The organism is Pseudomonas sp. Pseusp10 (assembly GCF_059492225.1).
In genome coordinates this window covers 3,799,912-3,815,067 of the sequence record NZ_CP168528.1, presented here as the reverse complement: position 1 = coordinate 3,815,067, position 15,156 = coordinate 3,799,912, and the positions used below count along the sequence as shown (strand labels likewise).

Annotated in this window: 14 protein-coding genes; 6 read left to right on the top strand and 8 right to left on the bottom strand. The window is 57.5% G+C overall.

Annotated elements, in window-relative coordinates:
- Positions 1–21 precede the first annotated feature (21 nt).
- The 3 genes from ACEN8Z_RS17130 (at position 22) to ACEN8Z_RS17120 (ending at position 3,218) form a co-directional block, all read left to right on the top strand.
- Entirely contained in the window at positions 22–423 is a 402-nt protein-coding gene (locus ACEN8Z_RS17130; protein WP_116260804.1) for a ParB N-terminal domain-containing protein, read from the top strand.
- A 110-nt stretch (positions 424–533) separates the two neighbouring features.
- On the top strand, positions 534–2,774 hold the full coding sequence (locus tag ACEN8Z_RS17125; protein ID WP_495594995.1) for a TonB-dependent receptor: 2,241 nt from the start codon (positions 534–536) through the stop codon (positions 2,772–2,774).
- 66 nt (positions 2,775–2,840) lie between these two features.
- A complete protein-coding gene (locus tag ACEN8Z_RS17120; RefSeq protein WP_495594994.1) occupies positions 2,841–3,218 on the top strand; it encodes a fe2+ zn2+ uptake regulation protein in 378 nt (125 codons plus the stop codon).
- A gap of 342 nt (positions 3,219–3,560) precedes the next feature.
- Here ACEN8Z_RS17120 and ACEN8Z_RS17115 read toward each other — a convergent pair whose 3' ends face one another.
- From ACEN8Z_RS17115 to ACEN8Z_RS17080, 8 genes are all read right to left on the bottom strand, one after another.
- The gene (locus ACEN8Z_RS17115; protein ID WP_495594993.1) at positions 3,561–4,595 is read right to left on the bottom strand and encodes a hypothetical protein; all 1,035 of its coding nucleotides are present in this window, start codon (positions 4,593–4,595) and stop codon (positions 3,561–3,563) included.
- Between the two features lie 46 nt (positions 4,596–4,641).
- Positions 4,642–4,926 carry a hypothetical protein gene (locus ACEN8Z_RS17110; RefSeq protein ID WP_495594992.1) on the bottom strand — a complete coding sequence of 95 codons (285 nt, stop codon included), beginning with the start codon at positions 4,924–4,926 and terminating at the stop codon, positions 4,642–4,644.
- 32 nt (positions 4,927–4,958) lie between these two features.
- Entirely contained in the window at positions 4,959–5,372 is a 414-nt protein-coding gene (locus ACEN8Z_RS17105; protein ID WP_495594991.1) for a hypothetical protein, read from the bottom strand.
- A 51-nt stretch (positions 5,373–5,423) separates the two neighbouring features.
- Complete coding sequence (gene hxsA, locus ACEN8Z_RS17100) at positions 5,424–6,032, bottom strand: His-Xaa-Ser repeat protein HxsA (RefSeq protein WP_274109359.1); 609 nt, start codon at positions 6,030–6,032, stop codon at positions 5,424–5,426.
- Positions 6,029–7,264 (bottom strand): His-Xaa-Ser system radical SAM maturase HxsC, encoded by a 1,236-nt coding sequence (gene hxsC / locus ACEN8Z_RS17095; RefSeq protein WP_495594990.1) that lies wholly within the window; start codon positions 7,262–7,264, stop codon positions 6,029–6,031. Before hxsC ends, hxsA begins: the two co-directional genes overlap by 4 nt.
- Complete coding sequence (hxsB, locus tag ACEN8Z_RS17090) at positions 7,264–8,751, bottom strand: His-Xaa-Ser system radical SAM maturase HxsB (RefSeq protein WP_495594989.1); 1,488 nt, start codon at positions 8,749–8,751, stop codon at positions 7,264–7,266. Before hxsB ends, hxsC begins: the two co-directional genes overlap by 1 nt.
- Positions 8,748–9,047 (bottom strand): His-Xaa-Ser system protein HxsD, encoded by a 300-nt coding sequence (hxsD, locus tag ACEN8Z_RS17085; protein ID WP_495594988.1) that lies wholly within the window; start codon positions 9,045–9,047, stop codon positions 8,748–8,750. The genes hxsB and hxsD overlap by 4 nt, the downstream gene beginning before the upstream one ends.
- Before the next feature lie 346 nt (positions 9,048–9,393).
- On the bottom strand, positions 9,394–10,308 hold the full coding sequence (locus ACEN8Z_RS17080) for a LysR family transcriptional regulator (RefSeq protein WP_495594987.1): 915 nt from the start codon (positions 10,306–10,308) through the stop codon (positions 9,394–9,396).
- Between the two features lie 269 nt (positions 10,309–10,577).
- Here ACEN8Z_RS17080 and ACEN8Z_RS17075 point away from each other — a divergent pair, with 269 nt between their 5' ends.
- The 3 genes from ACEN8Z_RS17075 to ACEN8Z_RS17065 all read left to right on the top strand — a co-directional run bounded on the left by ACEN8Z_RS17075 (position 10,578) and on the right by ACEN8Z_RS17065 (position 15,096).
- Positions 10,578–11,600, top strand: coding sequence for a zinc-dependent alcohol dehydrogenase family protein (locus tag ACEN8Z_RS17075; protein ID WP_008002059.1), 1,023 nt, complete (start codon positions 10,578–10,580; stop codon positions 11,598–11,600).
- Positions 11,601–12,164: 564 nt separating this feature from the next.
- On the top strand, positions 12,165–13,655 hold the full coding sequence (locus tag ACEN8Z_RS17070; protein WP_495594986.1) for a hypothetical protein: 1,491 nt from the start codon (positions 12,165–12,167) through the stop codon (positions 13,653–13,655).
- A gap of 40 nt (positions 13,656–13,695) precedes the next feature.
- Positions 13,696–15,096, top strand: coding sequence for an aminotransferase-like domain-containing protein (locus tag ACEN8Z_RS17065; protein ID WP_495594985.1), 1,401 nt, complete (start codon positions 13,696–13,698; stop codon positions 15,094–15,096).
- Positions 15,097–15,156 lie beyond the last annotated feature (60 nt).

Sequence of the window (15,156 nt, the reverse complement as noted above, 5' to 3'; positions counted from 1 at the left end):
CGGCGAATCAGGAGATCAACCATGGAACACGAATATCAGATTACGCTGCGGCCGCTGTGCGAAGTGCTGCAGTCCGAGCAGGTGGACCCGGTCAACGTGGCGATGCTGCGCGAGTCGATTATCCGGGCCGGGCATTGGCTGGAGCCGATCATCGTCGAGCGCTCGCAAGGCATCGTGATGGACGGCAATCACCGGTTCAACGCGGCGTTGCAGCTGGGCTTGAAGCGAGTGCCGTGCATCCAGCTCGATTACACCGATCCGCGGGTGTGCGTGCGGCATTGGCAGACTGGGCAGGTGTTCGAAGTGGCGCGAATTTTCACCGCGATCGCCCGCGGCGAGATCTTTCCGTACAAGACCACCCGGCACGCGTTTGACCCCGCGTTGCCGGTGGTCGCGATACCGCTGCAACGCCTGTATGCCTAGCCTTGGCCTGGCAAAATCAAAGAAACTTTACTGAGGGTGATACTTTTTCGCAGATCGACTGGCAATAGGAGTGATAACCATTTTCCCTTGTTGAAAAGGATCCTCACGTCATGCCTGTTGTCAGTCGTACTAGCGGTGAGCGCGTGTTAACACTCGCCATTCGTACCACCATGCTGAATTTTGTTTTGGTCGCAGGAAGCGCCAACGCCTGGGCCGCGAGCCCCGAGCAACAAGACGTTGCCGCCGACAAGACCTCGAACATTCCAGCCGCGACGCCGACCGACGACAGCATGGATGCGCTGACTCTCGGCACCACCAACATCAATGCCCGTTACAACGGCCCGACCGCATTGCCGGAAGTGTTCGCCGGCGGCCAGGTTGCGCGCGGTGCCCGGTTGGGCATGTTGGGCAACAAGGACGTGATGGACACCCCGTTCAGTGTCACCAGTTACACCGCCAAGACCTTGGCCGACCTGCAAACCGTGACCGTGGCCGATGCGCTGCAACGTGATCCTTCGGTGCGCTCCACCGGTCAGACAGGCGGCATCGTCGACTCGTTTTTCATCCGTGGCTTCCCGATCGGTGAAGGCAACCTCGGTGAATTGGCGTTCGACGGCGTGTACGGCGTAGCGCCGAACTACCGGGTGTTCACCGAGTACGCCGAGCGTGTTGAAGTGCTCAAGGGGCCGGGCGCGATGATGTACGGCATCTCGCCCAACAGTGGCGTCGGTGGCGTAATCAACATCGTTCCCAAGCGTCCACTGGACGAAGACCTGACCCGTTTTACCGGCAGTTACGCCTCGGACTCTCAGGTCGGCGGTCATCTGGATCTCAGTCGTCGCTTCGGCGAGGAAAATCAGTTTGGCGTGCGCTTCAACGGCAACCTGCAGGGCGGCGATACGGCCATTGATGATCAGCATCGAGACGTGGGTGTCGGCGCCATTGCCCTCGATTATCGTGGCGAGCGCTTGCGCTTGAACCTTGATTACATCAGTCAGAAAGAAAGCTTCGACGCAGCCTCGCGGCCATTCACCATCGCACCGGGGGTAGATGTCCCGTCCGCGCCGAATGGACGCACCAACCTGCCGCAGGACTGGGGCTGGTCGGATACCAAAGAGCAGTCGGCCTTGCTGGGAGGCGAATATGACCTGACTGATACGGTTACCGTGTTTGCCCACGCCGGTGGCGGCAAATCGGACGTCAAGCGTTTGTCTGACCAAGTGCCGAGAATCCTCAATGAGGCCGGCGATACCAGTAACATTCCGGGTTACTACAAATTCAACGTCGATCGTTCGACAGCCGATGTCGGCATCCGCGGCGTGTTCGCTACAGGGCCGATCACTCACACGACCACGCTGATGGCGACCCGGTACCAGGATGAACTGTCCCGAGGGATCAACAACGGTACCGAAATCCGTTCGAACATTTACCACCCGATCGATGTGCCCAGGCAATTCATCAACTCGCCGAAGGTGCTGCGCGTTTCCGAATCGGAGCTGTCCGGCGTCGCGTTGACTGACACGCTGTCCATGCTCGATGACCGCTTTCAGTTGACCCTCGGTGTGCGTCGCCAGGACATCGAATCACGCAACTACAACGCCGCAGGTTCGGTCAGCTCGAAATACAGCGAAAGTGCCACGACTCCACTGTTCGCAGTGGTGGTCAAGCCTTGGGAGGATGTCTCGCTCTATTACAATTATGTTGAAGGTTTGAGCAAGGGAGACATCGCACCAGGCACGGCGGCCAACGCCGGTGAGACGTTCGCCCCGTACAAATCGAAGCAGCATGAACTCGGCGTCAAATATGAGTACGGTACGTTCATGACCACGCTGGCGTTGTTCCAGATCGAGAAACCGAGTGGTGAAATCGGCGCCGGCAACGTGTTCTCGATCCAGGCCGAACAACGCAATCGCGGCATCGAGTTGAGCATGTTCGGCGAAGTCGCGCCGGGCACGCGCTTGATGGGTGGCGTGACCGTGCTTGACGGTGAGTTGACCGATTCGGCGACAGCGGCCAACCGCGGCAACAAACCGGTGGGTGTGCCGGACGTGCAAGCCAACCTCTGGGCCGAATGGGATACACCATGGCTTGAAGGCTTCACTCTGACCGGTGGTGCCATTTACACCGACAGCCAATTCGTCAATCAGGCTAATACGCAGGAGCTGGATGCCTGGACCCGCTTCGATGCCGGCGCGCGTTATGCCACCAAGATCGAAGGCCGGCCGACGACGTTCCGCGCCACCGTGCAGAACGTGTTTGATCGTGAGTACTGGTCGGGCGTTGCTTCGTACGGCGCATTCTCCCCGGGTTATCCGCGGACCTTGCAGCTGTCGGCCACCGTCGACTTCTGACGAAGACGGGAAGGGTTGCTACGGCTGACGTAGCAACCCCTGAACATTTCGAAAAGGGAGTTTCGCATGTTGAACAACTCAGGCTCAGCGACTGTAAGCGCACCTTCACCGTTTCACACAGCGACCAATCAGCTGGCGTTCGTATGCAATCGCAGCTCGAATGAACACATTCGTGAATTGCTTCGTTTCTATGGACTGCGCACCAGTCTGATCCGCATCAAGGTCCTCAATGCGCTGGTTGCCGCCACTTTGGATGGGCGTGCCGTCGGTGTCCGTGGGGTGTATGCCTATCTGGTGTCACTGTCTGCCGGGATGACATTTGTCAGTGTGCGCGAAGTGCTTAAACGCCTGTGCAACGAGGGTGTGATCGTGCTTGAGGCCGACAAGAACTACCGTATCACCGACGAAGCCTGGGCGATGCTGAAGCAGCACCTGGATGGTTGAAAAGTGTGGCCCTCGAATGGATTCAGGCTCGAATGCTCTATAAAGAATGATCCAGGTTTGAACAGTGACGAGTGTCGAGGCTTTTGCGAGCTTCAACACTTGTCATGACTCACCCGGTAGTCCATACCAGATCAAAGCCTTTCCTCCACTGTCTTTTTGAAGCCATTTATCTGTAGCGGGCGGTTTTTTGGGTTTTGGAGATTCAGGGCTGGATAAAGCAGATTCCGCCGCTCAAGCTCTTCTATGACCCTGTAAAAAATGGATCGGTGGAGAGCCACTGATGCGACCTTGACTCATCCACTGATCTCTCAAGCTGCCGTCTTGCTGGCTCGGCAACGAGGTCTAACGCAGCATCGCGTCAGACTTAATCTCTGAAGCAGCGCTGCTGAGCAGCCAAATTAGCGCAGGGGATTGCTTGACGTGTTCTGCCATGGTTGTCATTGCAACTTTGAGAGGCGGAATAGTCGACACGACGACATCGTAATTCTCGGCAGGCTGTAAACGAACGCCAATGATGACACTTTTGTCTTCTTGTTCGCGGGCGTAAGCGATAAAGCCATTCTCCAACGGATGCACATATTCTCCAGTCCGCACGTCGGGATAGTTTGGAGTCTTGTGGAAATCACTTCGTAGTGCAATGACTTTGGTCACGGCCTTGAAGGCCGGGCTGAAGTTGTCGGTAAGGTAGCCGTAGCTCATGGCAAATAGCACGCTAATGATCAGTGCCCCTGCACCATGGAACATGATCATACTGCGCGATTGCTTGAATTTAGCCTGAAAGCCGAGGAGCGCGGCCAAGCGGGTCATATGTTGCCAGGCTGCTTCGAATGGCAGGCTGATCATCGCGATGACCATGATCAGCACTGCTGTCAGACCAAAGAGTATTGCCACCACAAGCAGCCACGATGGAATGTAGAACAGCAACGCGAGAAAACCGACTGTCAAATCAAAGCTTTGAGGGGGCAGCCCTAAAGTCTCGGCAACCGCGAAACGCGCGCATGCTGTCGACATCAGTAGTGCAAGCAGATGCATGATTATGATGGGCGTTTTGGCGAATGGCTTATCCCATGCGGTATGGAGCCAGCGGGCGAAAGGGATGCACCAGGCAACGAATCCGCAGATTATCAATGCAGCCGCGGCCGTCGTCCCGATGGTAAGCGCGGATATGCCCGTGTATAGGGAAGCTGCAATCGTGATGAGGTACGTAATTACCGAGGCGAGGTAGAACCGTTGGGATACGGAATATTGCTGGAATTTGGCGAGCAGTTTTGCTTTCAGAGCTATCATTTTCATCCTTGAACTTCTTTTCAGTGCTTCTAAAATCCAGGCGGATAGCAATGCTTGGTCGCCTTGATGGATGACCCCGTGGCGGCCCATCAAACCACCACGAGTTCAGCTTATTTCTGTGGGTACGACTGGCGAATCAATCGGCTTGACAGACAATTCGCCACATCCCGCGTACGCCGTCTTCTACCCAAATGCCTTCCAGCACATTCGAGCTTTCGAAGCGGTGCAGCGTTGCTCTGCCGTCGAAACCTTCTGCTTGCAGTTCGTAATGCCCCAGGCCTTTTGCCTGGCCTCGGTATTGCCAGGTCTGCCCCGCGTCGTCATAGGAGACGGTGATAAACTCGATGTCGATCGTAACCTTGCAGGGTTCATCGAACGAGGCGGCACTGCTGGGGCGGAAGGTGTCCATTTTGGCGTACATGTTGGCGCCCTTGTAAAGATATCAGGAGCGGCTCAGGGCAGCAGCCAAGTGCTGTTTGGGGTGGTGGATCGGATGCCGACTGCCTGGCACTGCTCCAGAATCGGCAGAATGTAAGTGATATTGGTACGGCCCGGCTTGCCTTCTGCTCTGTAACGAGCCGCCTGGCAAAGTGGGCCGGCTTTTTCGTACGTATGGTTGGAGCTGATTTCCACAGCTTGTGCTTGGCCGAAATGACTGTTACCGGCGAGGTAGTCCAACGTTTGCTGGAAAGCTGCTCGAGTCAGCGCCAACTGCGAGTCTTCCGATCCGGTCTCAATCACAACGCGATTTGCATCAACAGTCGTGATTCGGAAACGGGCGCTACGCGACGGTGTTTGCAGTTCCTTGCCTTGCAGGCGGCTGATCAATGCCCAGAGAGTGTTGTCGACTTGAATGATGTGCTGCATGGGATAATTTCCTTCGTTGCTGAACGGACGCTAGCTTTAACCTGAAGCGATTTATGGAATCTTGATACCCAACGCATTCAGCGATGGCGTATCCATCCGGCCATTCACGGTCAGCCCACTGTCCATCTGAAAGGCCATCAACGCACCACGTGTCGCCTTGCCCATCACCCCATCAATGGTGCCTTGGTAATACTGGCGCACCATCAGCGCGGTCTGCACACGGGTGACCAGGTTGCTTTTCTGCTCATTGGTCGCGCGGCTCTTTGAAGTGCTCGAACTTGTCCCGCTGGTAGTGCCAGACGACTGATAAAGGCTGTTGCTGCTTGAGGTGCTGCTCGAAGCACTCGGCGCGCTGTAGCTTCGGGTGCTGGTAGCGGGTGGGCTGTAGTAGCGGGGTGCGCTATAGCCACCCGAGCCGCTGTAGTGAGAACTGTGCGAACTGTGGGATCGGTGCGAACTGTGCGAGCGATGTGCCGCATAGATGTTGACGGTGTCTGACGCATTAAGCGTATCGGCAAATACCGGGGGCTGTAGCTTGTCGTTGGGTTGCCAGTTCGCATCGGCGAGCGACAGATGGCCCGCCTGTGCCAGGGTGGTACCTGCCATAGGCAGCAAGCTGATCCCACTGATCAGGACTTTCCAGCGGTCGAGCAATTTCACTGTGCACTCCTTGCATAGGCGCTAAAGGCCTCGGTCGATAGTAGTTGTACGCCGCGGCTCTGCCAGCGGTCGGTGTGGGATCTGAAGAAGCCAGAGCAATGTTTGACGGCAGCGCATTGCTGGCAGGTATCGATGAACAGGTTCTTCCAGTCCGAGATGCTCTGGCGGGCGAAACGCGAGAGGTGGGCCGGGATCAGGCACAGGGGCAAGTTGTAGATCGAAACCGGCACTCCGCGGTTGAACAGGAAATACACGGCCTGGCTCAACGACTCTTGATAGTCCAGCGGGTCAACCCACAGTTCTTCGTAGTTCTTCCTGGCCAGGCCGGTACTTTCGATACCCATCAGCGCAACATGCCGCACGAAGGGCAGGTTCCTGAATACGTAGTGGGCGAGTTCGGGCAAGCGTGGCGTGGTCAGGCGATTGAGCACCACGCGTATCTCGATGATCTGGTTGGCGCGCGCCAGGTTGTAAAGACCTTGCAGGGTTTCACTGAACGCGCCTGGAGCCTGCACCACATGGTCATGGTCTTCGGCATTGTCGGCATACAGCGGGATGCCCCAGCTCAACTGAGGGTGGCCGATGGCAGAGAGCGCTGCGATCCAGCTCGGGTCTTGGAACAGACGCCCGTTGCTGAGCACATGAATGGACTTCTGCGGTAAAACGGCTTTGCACTTGGCCAGGATTTCGAGCAGGCCGTCGCGATAAAGCGTTGGTTCTCCGCCGCTGATTCCCAGATTTTCCTCGCCCGGGTCCATCAGGTCGATCAGTCGTAGGTTCTCCTCGATGTGCCAACGGTCATCGATATCTTTGGGCGGCTGCGAGCACATCAGGCAGAGGCTGTTGCAACGATCGGTCATGAACAGCAGGTTGCTGTCTGAGCCTCGTCGATAGAGCACTCGCACCAACGCGTTGCCTGGTGTGATGGCAATGACATCGCCGGGCTGCACGACATTCGCATCTTTGGGGGTGTGCAGGTGTGGCCGCGCGCTGTCGAAGTCGCCGATCAATGGCTCCGGGATCAGGAATCCACCCACTGGTAATGAGAGCAGATGCGGGCTCCGTAGGCGTTCATCGTTTGGCAGCCAAAGCAGCAGGTCACCGAACTCAGCGCTTCCGGCACAAACAGCCAGGCCTTGTCCGATGAACTCATCCAGAGTGATGACCTTGAGCAGTTTCGGCTCATTCAGGTGATGGATTTCGAAGTGGGTATCTTTGCGCAGCATCGCCATCAGCCCCTGTAACCCGGGAACCGGACATCGTTGTAAGAGCGCCTGTTCAACCAAGACAGCAGCACCCTCTGCACGTTGTCGTCGCCATCGCAAAGCAGGCCGAAAAGATGCTTCAGCAGCCCCATGTTCTTCTTGCAGAAGCTGCTGAACACTCGGTGTCCGATCGGGTCAGCTTGGCGGGCATAGTGTTCGACGGGGTCAGCACCACAGTACGGGACAAGTGCGCAGTCGGAGCAGCCCGGCAGCGCCTCTGCTACACCACTGGCGAGCAACGCATTCATAACGGGCGATGCGAGTAATTCCGACAAGGGTTGCTGCACGGTGCCGAGCCTCAAGCCGTCTTCACCCATCTCCAGCAACATTCGGGCTTCGTCCGAGGGATAGACGTAACCGTCATAGTTGTAAACCAGCGCAGCAGTGCCTGCGCCAGCAGGGGAGCGCAGGTCTACATAGCCGGAGGAGAAGGGTGTCAGGATATTCTTCAGCAACAGGCTCGTATAACTCTCTGAGAGGTATACGCCCTGTTGGTTGATATGCAGCAAATAGGCCAGTGCCTTCTTGTAGAAGGCCAGGTATCGCTCAATAGGGTAATCAAGTCGATGGGCACTCTTGGTGGCAAACCCATAAGGGCTTAGAGGCCGAAGCGAGATGCTGGAGAAGCCCTGGCTTACATACTCATCGATGATCGCTTCAGGTTGTTCGAGGCTTCTTGAAGTCAGCGTGGTCAGCGCGGAAACTGCATCATGGTCAAGGCGCTCACGGACCCACTGGATGCCTTTTACAGTGCGTTCGTAGGAGTCTCGTGACGGGGTAGGGCGGTTGGCATTGTGCAAGGGCGCCGGCCCATCGAGCGAGGTCGAAAACTGGATGCGATTTTGTTCTGCGAAGTCGAGTATTTCCTCCGTCAGGTGGTGCAGCGTGGTGGTGATGACGAACTGGATATCCCGTTGTTCGACCACGTTCCGTTCAACGACCCATTCGACAATCTGGCGGACGCGCTCGAAGGCCAGAAGCGGCTCGCCACCCTGAAACTCCACAGTCAGGGCGGGAGCGTTCGATTCGAACAGGCGATCGACCGCCGCCTGTGCATCCGCTTCCGACAGATCGTGGCCGGATCCTCCCAGAGGGGCCCGTGACACCTGGCAGTACTGGCAGGTGTGGTTGCAGCGCAATGTAACCACGAACAAGTGCAGTGCAGGACCCTGGAAGAGGAAGTCCTTGCGGCTGCGATACTGCGCGGCCATTTCCGGGAACGGGTCGTGGCGGCCTGGTTCGTAGATGAAGTGGCGGGCCAGCAGGTCCTTGTAAAAAGGCGTACTTGCTTGAACGTCGAAGTAACTGAGGGCTCGTAATTGCGCGTCGTTCACGTGCATGTACTCACCGGTATCGGAGGTGAGCAGGATGTCACGGTCATGTCCCGTGTTCATGCGCATGAATCGAAAAGGCAGCAAGCGGTAGTGCTTGGCGTCTGTCGCAATCAGTGTCACTGGGAAATCCCACATCCAGCGAGCGCGGCTCGGGCCAGGACTTCGCGCAGCCCTGCTGTTTCGCGGTTGATATGGTCGCGTAGGGCGAAGTCGTTCAGATGCTGGAGGATCAGCGAGTGAGCCTGCTCCGGGGAAAGCGTTAGCCTTGCTTCAGCGGGGTGGGCCGTGAGGCTTATCTGATTGGTTTCAATACCGACCTGGATCGCGACAGTGTCGGCCAGGGAATAAGCGGCGCGTTGCACCACGCTGAGCGGGTAGGCTGCGCTGTCGAGTTTCAGCGTGACTGGCCATGTCATCGGAACCGCTCCTTCAAATCCGTTGGAAACGTGTGGATTTTGCAGGTTGTCGAGGCATTATGCCATCATAATTTTTTACATTTGCACGCATTTGTCCAGCGTGGTGGGTGGTGCGCTCACTACGGCTCGGCCATTGATACGGGGTAGGGCCGAGGGTTCATATCTCCCTCAGCCCACCCATCCTCATCAATAGCCTGCTTGGCCTCAGGCTGGGGGCATCCTTTTCAAACCATCCAAAGCATGCCCTCAAATATGCCCCCAATGTAGCAATCCACTGGAAGTGAATGGATCTCCATGGTCTATGAAAAGGCATAAATGATCAGATGAACATCCTGCCCGACGACGCCTAGAGACTCTCAGGGTCCCCGAAGAACATCTGAATCCGCGAACGCAACCAGCGCTCACCCGGATCATTGTCCTGTGACCCACGCCACGCCATATGCAGTTCAAAACTGCGCACCGGCAACGGCGGGTCTTCAGCTCGCACACCGCCCGCGGCAGTCAGCGCTTCGGCCGTGTAGTCCGGCACGGTTGCGACGATGTCAGTGCCGGCCAGCAAGGTACTCAAGCCATTGAACTGCGGCACCGCGAGCACTACATGCCGTTTGCGCCCGAGTTTTTCCAGTTCTTCATCTATAAAGCCGCTGAGGTCACCGGCGAACGACACCAGTGCATGGGGGCGAGCGCAATAGTCATCCAGGCTCAACGGCCCCGGCACGGTGTCGGCGCGCAACAGCTTCGGCTGGCTGCGGCGCAGTACCTTGCGCTTGGCGTTGGCCGGCAGGTCGGTGGTGTAGCTGACACCGATGGATATCTCGCCGGATGCCAGCAAACCCGGCATCAGGATGTAGTTGACCCTGCGTATCACCAGCACAATCCCCGGTGATTCGGCACGCAGGCGCTTGAGCAGCATTGGCAGCAAGGCGAACTCGACATCGTCCGAAAGGCCGATGCGGAACACGGCGGTACTTGTGGCAGGATCGAACTCGGCCGCACGGCTGACCGCCGTGGAAATCGAATCCAGTGCCGGAGAGAGCAGGGCGAAAATCTCGATCGCCCGGGCAGACGGCTCCATGCTGCGGCCGGTACGCACAAACAAAGGATCATCGAACAGCCCGCGCAGGCGCGAGAGCGCCGCACTGATGGCTGGCTGGCCGAGGAACAGCTTTTCCGCAGCGCGGGTCACGCTGCGTTCGTGCATCAATGTTTCGAAAACGATCAACAGGTTCAGGTCGACACGACGCAGGTCATTACGATTCATCTGGAGTCCTGGCAGAGTCAGCAAACTTGACGTGGGCGGCCATATGAGAACAATGGCCAGCAGGAATATTACGGGGAAAGACTGGTACTCTGCACCGAGTAATTCAGATTTCCTGCAAAGGTGGCTTCAATTTCTTGCGACATTTGACGATGTTGCTGCCGCTGCGGAATCAATGACAGGCATGTCGACTATTAATAGCCACAGATAGTGTTGGGTTGAAAGCCCAGCTAGAGTTCAAGGCATTAGAGGTTCAATTGGCGAGGTTTGTGATGTCCCGCACGATTCGTTTTCACAAGTTTGGTCCAGCCGAGGTGCTCAAATGCGAAGAGCATGCGGCGGCTCTGCCTGCACCGGGCGAAGTGCAGGTGCGCGTCGAAGCGATCGGCATCAGTTGGTATGACACGCTCTGGCGCCAGAACCTGGCGTCGTCCCGCGCCCATCTGCCTTCCGGCCTTGGCCAGGAAATGGCCGGTATCGTCACGGCTGTCGGTGAGGGTGTCGATGACCTGGCGATAGGTGACAAGGTCGCCAGTTTCCCGGCCCAAAGCCCGAACGACTATCCGGTCTACGGCGAACTGATTGTACTGCCGCGCTCGTCGCTGACCCGTTACCCGGACGTACTCACCCCGATCGAAGCCAGCGTGCATTACACGCCGCTGTTGGTCGCCTATTTCGCTTATGCGGACCTGGCACGGGTCAAGCCCGGGCAATTCGCCCTGGTGACCGACGCCAGTCATTGCGCCGGACCTTCGTTCGTACAACTGGGCAAGGCCTTGGGTGTTCGAGTGATTGCTGCAACCAAGTCAGCAGAAGAGCGTGAGTATCTGCTGTCACTGGGTGCCGAAAAAGTCATCGTTACCGAGGAAGAAGATCTGCTCATGCGGATCAACAAAATTACGGACAACCGCGGCGTGGACGTGGTGTTCGATGGTTTGGGCGGTCCGCAGATGTCGTTGCTCGGCGATGTGTTGGCGCCTCGCGGCAGCCTCGTGCTGTACGGCCTGCAAGGCGGCAACCAGACACCATTCCCGGCTTGCGCAGCGTTCCAGAAGAACATTCAGTTCTTCGTGCACTGCATCGGCAACTTCACCGGCAAGCCGGAGCTGGGCATCATCCAGGACCAGGTCGCACTGCAGCGTGCCTTGCGCGATATCAACCAGTTGACCGCTGACCGCGTGCTGCTGCCGCTCAAGACTCGGGTCTTCCCGTTTACCGAGGTTGTCGAGGCACACCGCTACATGGACGAATGCCCGTGTCGCGAGAGGGTCGCGCTCCAGGTCGAACCGGCGTAACACTTACCCAATAGCTATCCCAACAGCCTATCCAAGAGTCCGTGCCCACACGGACTCTTTCGTTTCAGCCCCCGAAACCCGTCGATCCGCAGGCCTGTCCAGCAACTGAACTGGTTTTTGCTCGTAATCTGTAGCTTCTAATCAGCCACTAAGCCCTGATAATTGAATGATTACTTTCATCTCAAGGAACGAGTCATGGCTGGTGGTCAGGCTGAAATTTTTCAATGTGCGCCATCGGTGCAAATCTCCAAACTAGTTCGTTGTTGTGTAGTTGCCAAAAAGACAGCGACAACTTCTTTCCTTATTTCTTGTATTAAGTGTCTGTGGGACTTTGTCGGACGTTTCCTAGGACTCCGGTTTAAATCGAGCAAACCCTTGCCCGCCGGGTGGTACAGCCTCGCCTTCGTGGTTAAACCGAGGGGGTGCAGCGCTCACTTCAAATGATTGTCTGAAAATTCTAGTGTTAGCATTTGGCAATAAAGTCCATGACTCCATTCGTACAGACAGTCCAACGGGATTTGCTGTCTGCGCGATATTGAACTTACGAGTATCAGGTAAATAAAGATGACCAGCATCCATGACCAAGCGATGAACCATGTCTATCAACAAGTGCTGCAGCGATTGCTGGGTTATTTCTCCCGTGCCGAACGCACTGCATTGCAATTGTTGATTCAGCGCCTGGCGGTCGCGGCGGGGGGCATGGAGCACATTGGTGATTACAAGGTGTTGGCGATCCAGTCCGGGGCGCGTGACAACTGCTACACCCTGGCACTGTTGCGTGCTGCGCAGTTGACCATTGCCACGCGGGCGCCGGCGACATTCCAGTTGCGCATCGCCTCGTTACGGTTGAACGGGACAAGCTGCGCGGCCGTGGAAAACATGCACCGGACCAACTGTGCGTTGTTTGTCCATGACGATCCCCGGGTCGAGGTGTTGATGGTCGATGATCGGGAAGTCTTGCCGTTCAACCAACTGACGCCGATCTCCGACGCCGGTCGCGAGTCCAGCCGCCTGAACCAGCTGCTGATCGGCCATCGCCGGGAGTGGCGCGGCGGGTTCGACCTGTGGGATGACGGTTATCTGGCCACCGGAGAGTTTTACGGACAAATAGCCCGCTGGGACGGTGGTGTCGACGCTTTGCTCATCAGTGACACGCCGCGACAGCAGAAGCAGTTCATCGACGGATTGAAGCGTGCCGCCACCAAGGCAGGGCTCAAGCCTTCGCAAGTGGGCGAGGCCGGTTATGCGGGATTGTTTGCATTGCTCGATGAACTGGGCAGCGACTGTTATCACGCGTTTTACGCGGATTTCGGCCAGGCCCCGTGGCGTCCGCAAGAGCGCTTTGAGACCTGTCGTCGTACGGACTGCATCGACATTCACGACCTGCTGGTCAGCAATCTGGAGGAGCGTTGGCCATTGCTGACTGAGTTTCTCGGGTTCCAGCCTGACGAACTGTCCGCGCAGATCAGCGACAACGAATTCGTCAGCCCGTCGGTCTCGGCCCACGTCCGGGGGCTGCACGCGTGCTTCGTGCAGGGTCGTAATTACGAGTTCGGCATTGCGCAATACCTGCAACGTGCCTTGGTGATGATGCGCCGCAAGCGCTTGCCTGAGCGTTTGTGCGAGCAGGCCATCGAGGTATTCGGCAATCCGGCGACACTGGGCGAGCAGCGCGCCCGAGCGGCGGCCGAGGCGCAAAAGAACCTGGGCCTGAGCGAAGCACAACTGGTGTGCCTGCTTTTTTCGCCTTTTATCGAAAAAGGTGCGGGGCTCGAGCGTTTTCTGCGGCAGTGCCATCCGGGCATGCTGGTGGCCATGCCCGAGCTGCACCGGGCCATGCAGGGGCATCCGGTCGCCGAACAGATCATGCAATGGATGATGGATGTCAGCGGACTGCCCGTCAGCCTGATTGGCCAGCTTTATCGCATGGAGTGGGCGCCCGCAAGCGCTGGCGGGGCGCCTGAAGCACTGATCCAGACGGCCGCGTTGCAAAATGCCGTGGACGATCCTGACGCTGGCATCACATTGGTGGATGAATGGTCAGCAGGTCACTGACCGTGGGTGGATTTTCAGCCATTGCAATCGGCCTTTACCCATGAAAGGTCCTCGAGAAACGGATTTCGCCTATCAGGCGGTTTACCGGTACCTGGCCAGCCTGATCAACGAGTCCGAAGGGGATTCGCGCATCCGCCTGCCATCGTTGCGGCATCTGGCAGAACGTCTCAACGTGTCGATCTCGACCATTCAGTACGCCTATTCGCTGCTGGAAAAAGAAGGGCGCGTCTATTCGGTGGCCAAGTCGGGTTACTACGCATTGCCGGTGTCCTCAATCAACCCGCAGGACAGCGGCAGCGACCTGCTGGAAGCCGTCTACGTCAATGCCAGGCGTCCGGGGATGCTGGTCCTGAGCGCCGATGAACCGGCGTTGCTGCAGCCGCTCGACAGTCCTTTGTTACTTTTGGAGCGAGAGCTGCTGCGCCAGTATCCCCGACAGCCGCAGTCGCCTTCGCAACCCTGCGGTGAGCTGGAATTGCGCGCCGCCCTGGCAGCACGCTACACCACATCGCCAATGCGTTACTGGCACGCCGATGATGTCTACATCGGCGCCGACCTTCGCGGTGTACTGGAAATCCTGATCGCCGTGCTGGGCTTGAAAGACGCCACCGTGGTGGTCGAATCACCGTGCGACTGGGCGATCCTGCGTTTGTTCCAAGCCGCCTGCGTGCAGGTGATCGAGTTGCCCTTGCAAGCCGATGGCTGCCTCGATCCGGAGCGCCTCAAAATGCTGCTGGATACCGAACCGGTAAGGCTGGTGATGCTGTCATCGGCCCTGAATATGCCCCGTGGCAGCCTGGCGCCTGACGAAAACAGGCAAGCCATCGCCCGGCTTTTGGCTGCGTATGACAGTTGGGTGCTGGAAAACGATTGTTATGGCGAACTCGGATTCGACCTGGGCGGCGTGCGCTTTCGCGACTTGCTGGACCCTGAACGGTTGATGGTGTTTTCCACGTTCGAGAAAACCATCGGTCCGGAAGCGCCTTACGGTTACCTGCTTTCAAGGCATTTGAGCGTTGAGTTGCAACGGCACTTTCTGCTGCGGTCCTTTCGTCTCTCGCCGATTCGCCAGAAAGCCATCGCCCGTTTGTACAGCAGCGGTCGTATCGATCAACACCTGCTAGTGCTGCGTCGGTTACTCAAGGAGCGCAAGAGCCAGATGACCCTGTTGTTGCAGGAACGATTGGGTGATGCCTTGCATTTCGTCGAGCCTGAAGGCGGTGCAACGATCTGGGTGCGTTCCTTGCGTCGGGTCAATGTCCGTCGTGTGTTCCAGCGTCTGCTGGCGCATCAGGTGGTCATCGCGCCGGGTGAACTGTTTAGCCTCCAGGGTCTGCACGGGCAGCATCTGCGCTTGAGTCATACGTTCGGCGGTGATCACAATCTGGCTGCCGCACTGGGCTTGTTGGGGGATGCGCTGCGCCTTGAATCAATCGAGTGAGTCAGGCAAAAAATAACATCCTGCACTCTGTTGGATCGATCCCATCGCCTTGCGGTCAAA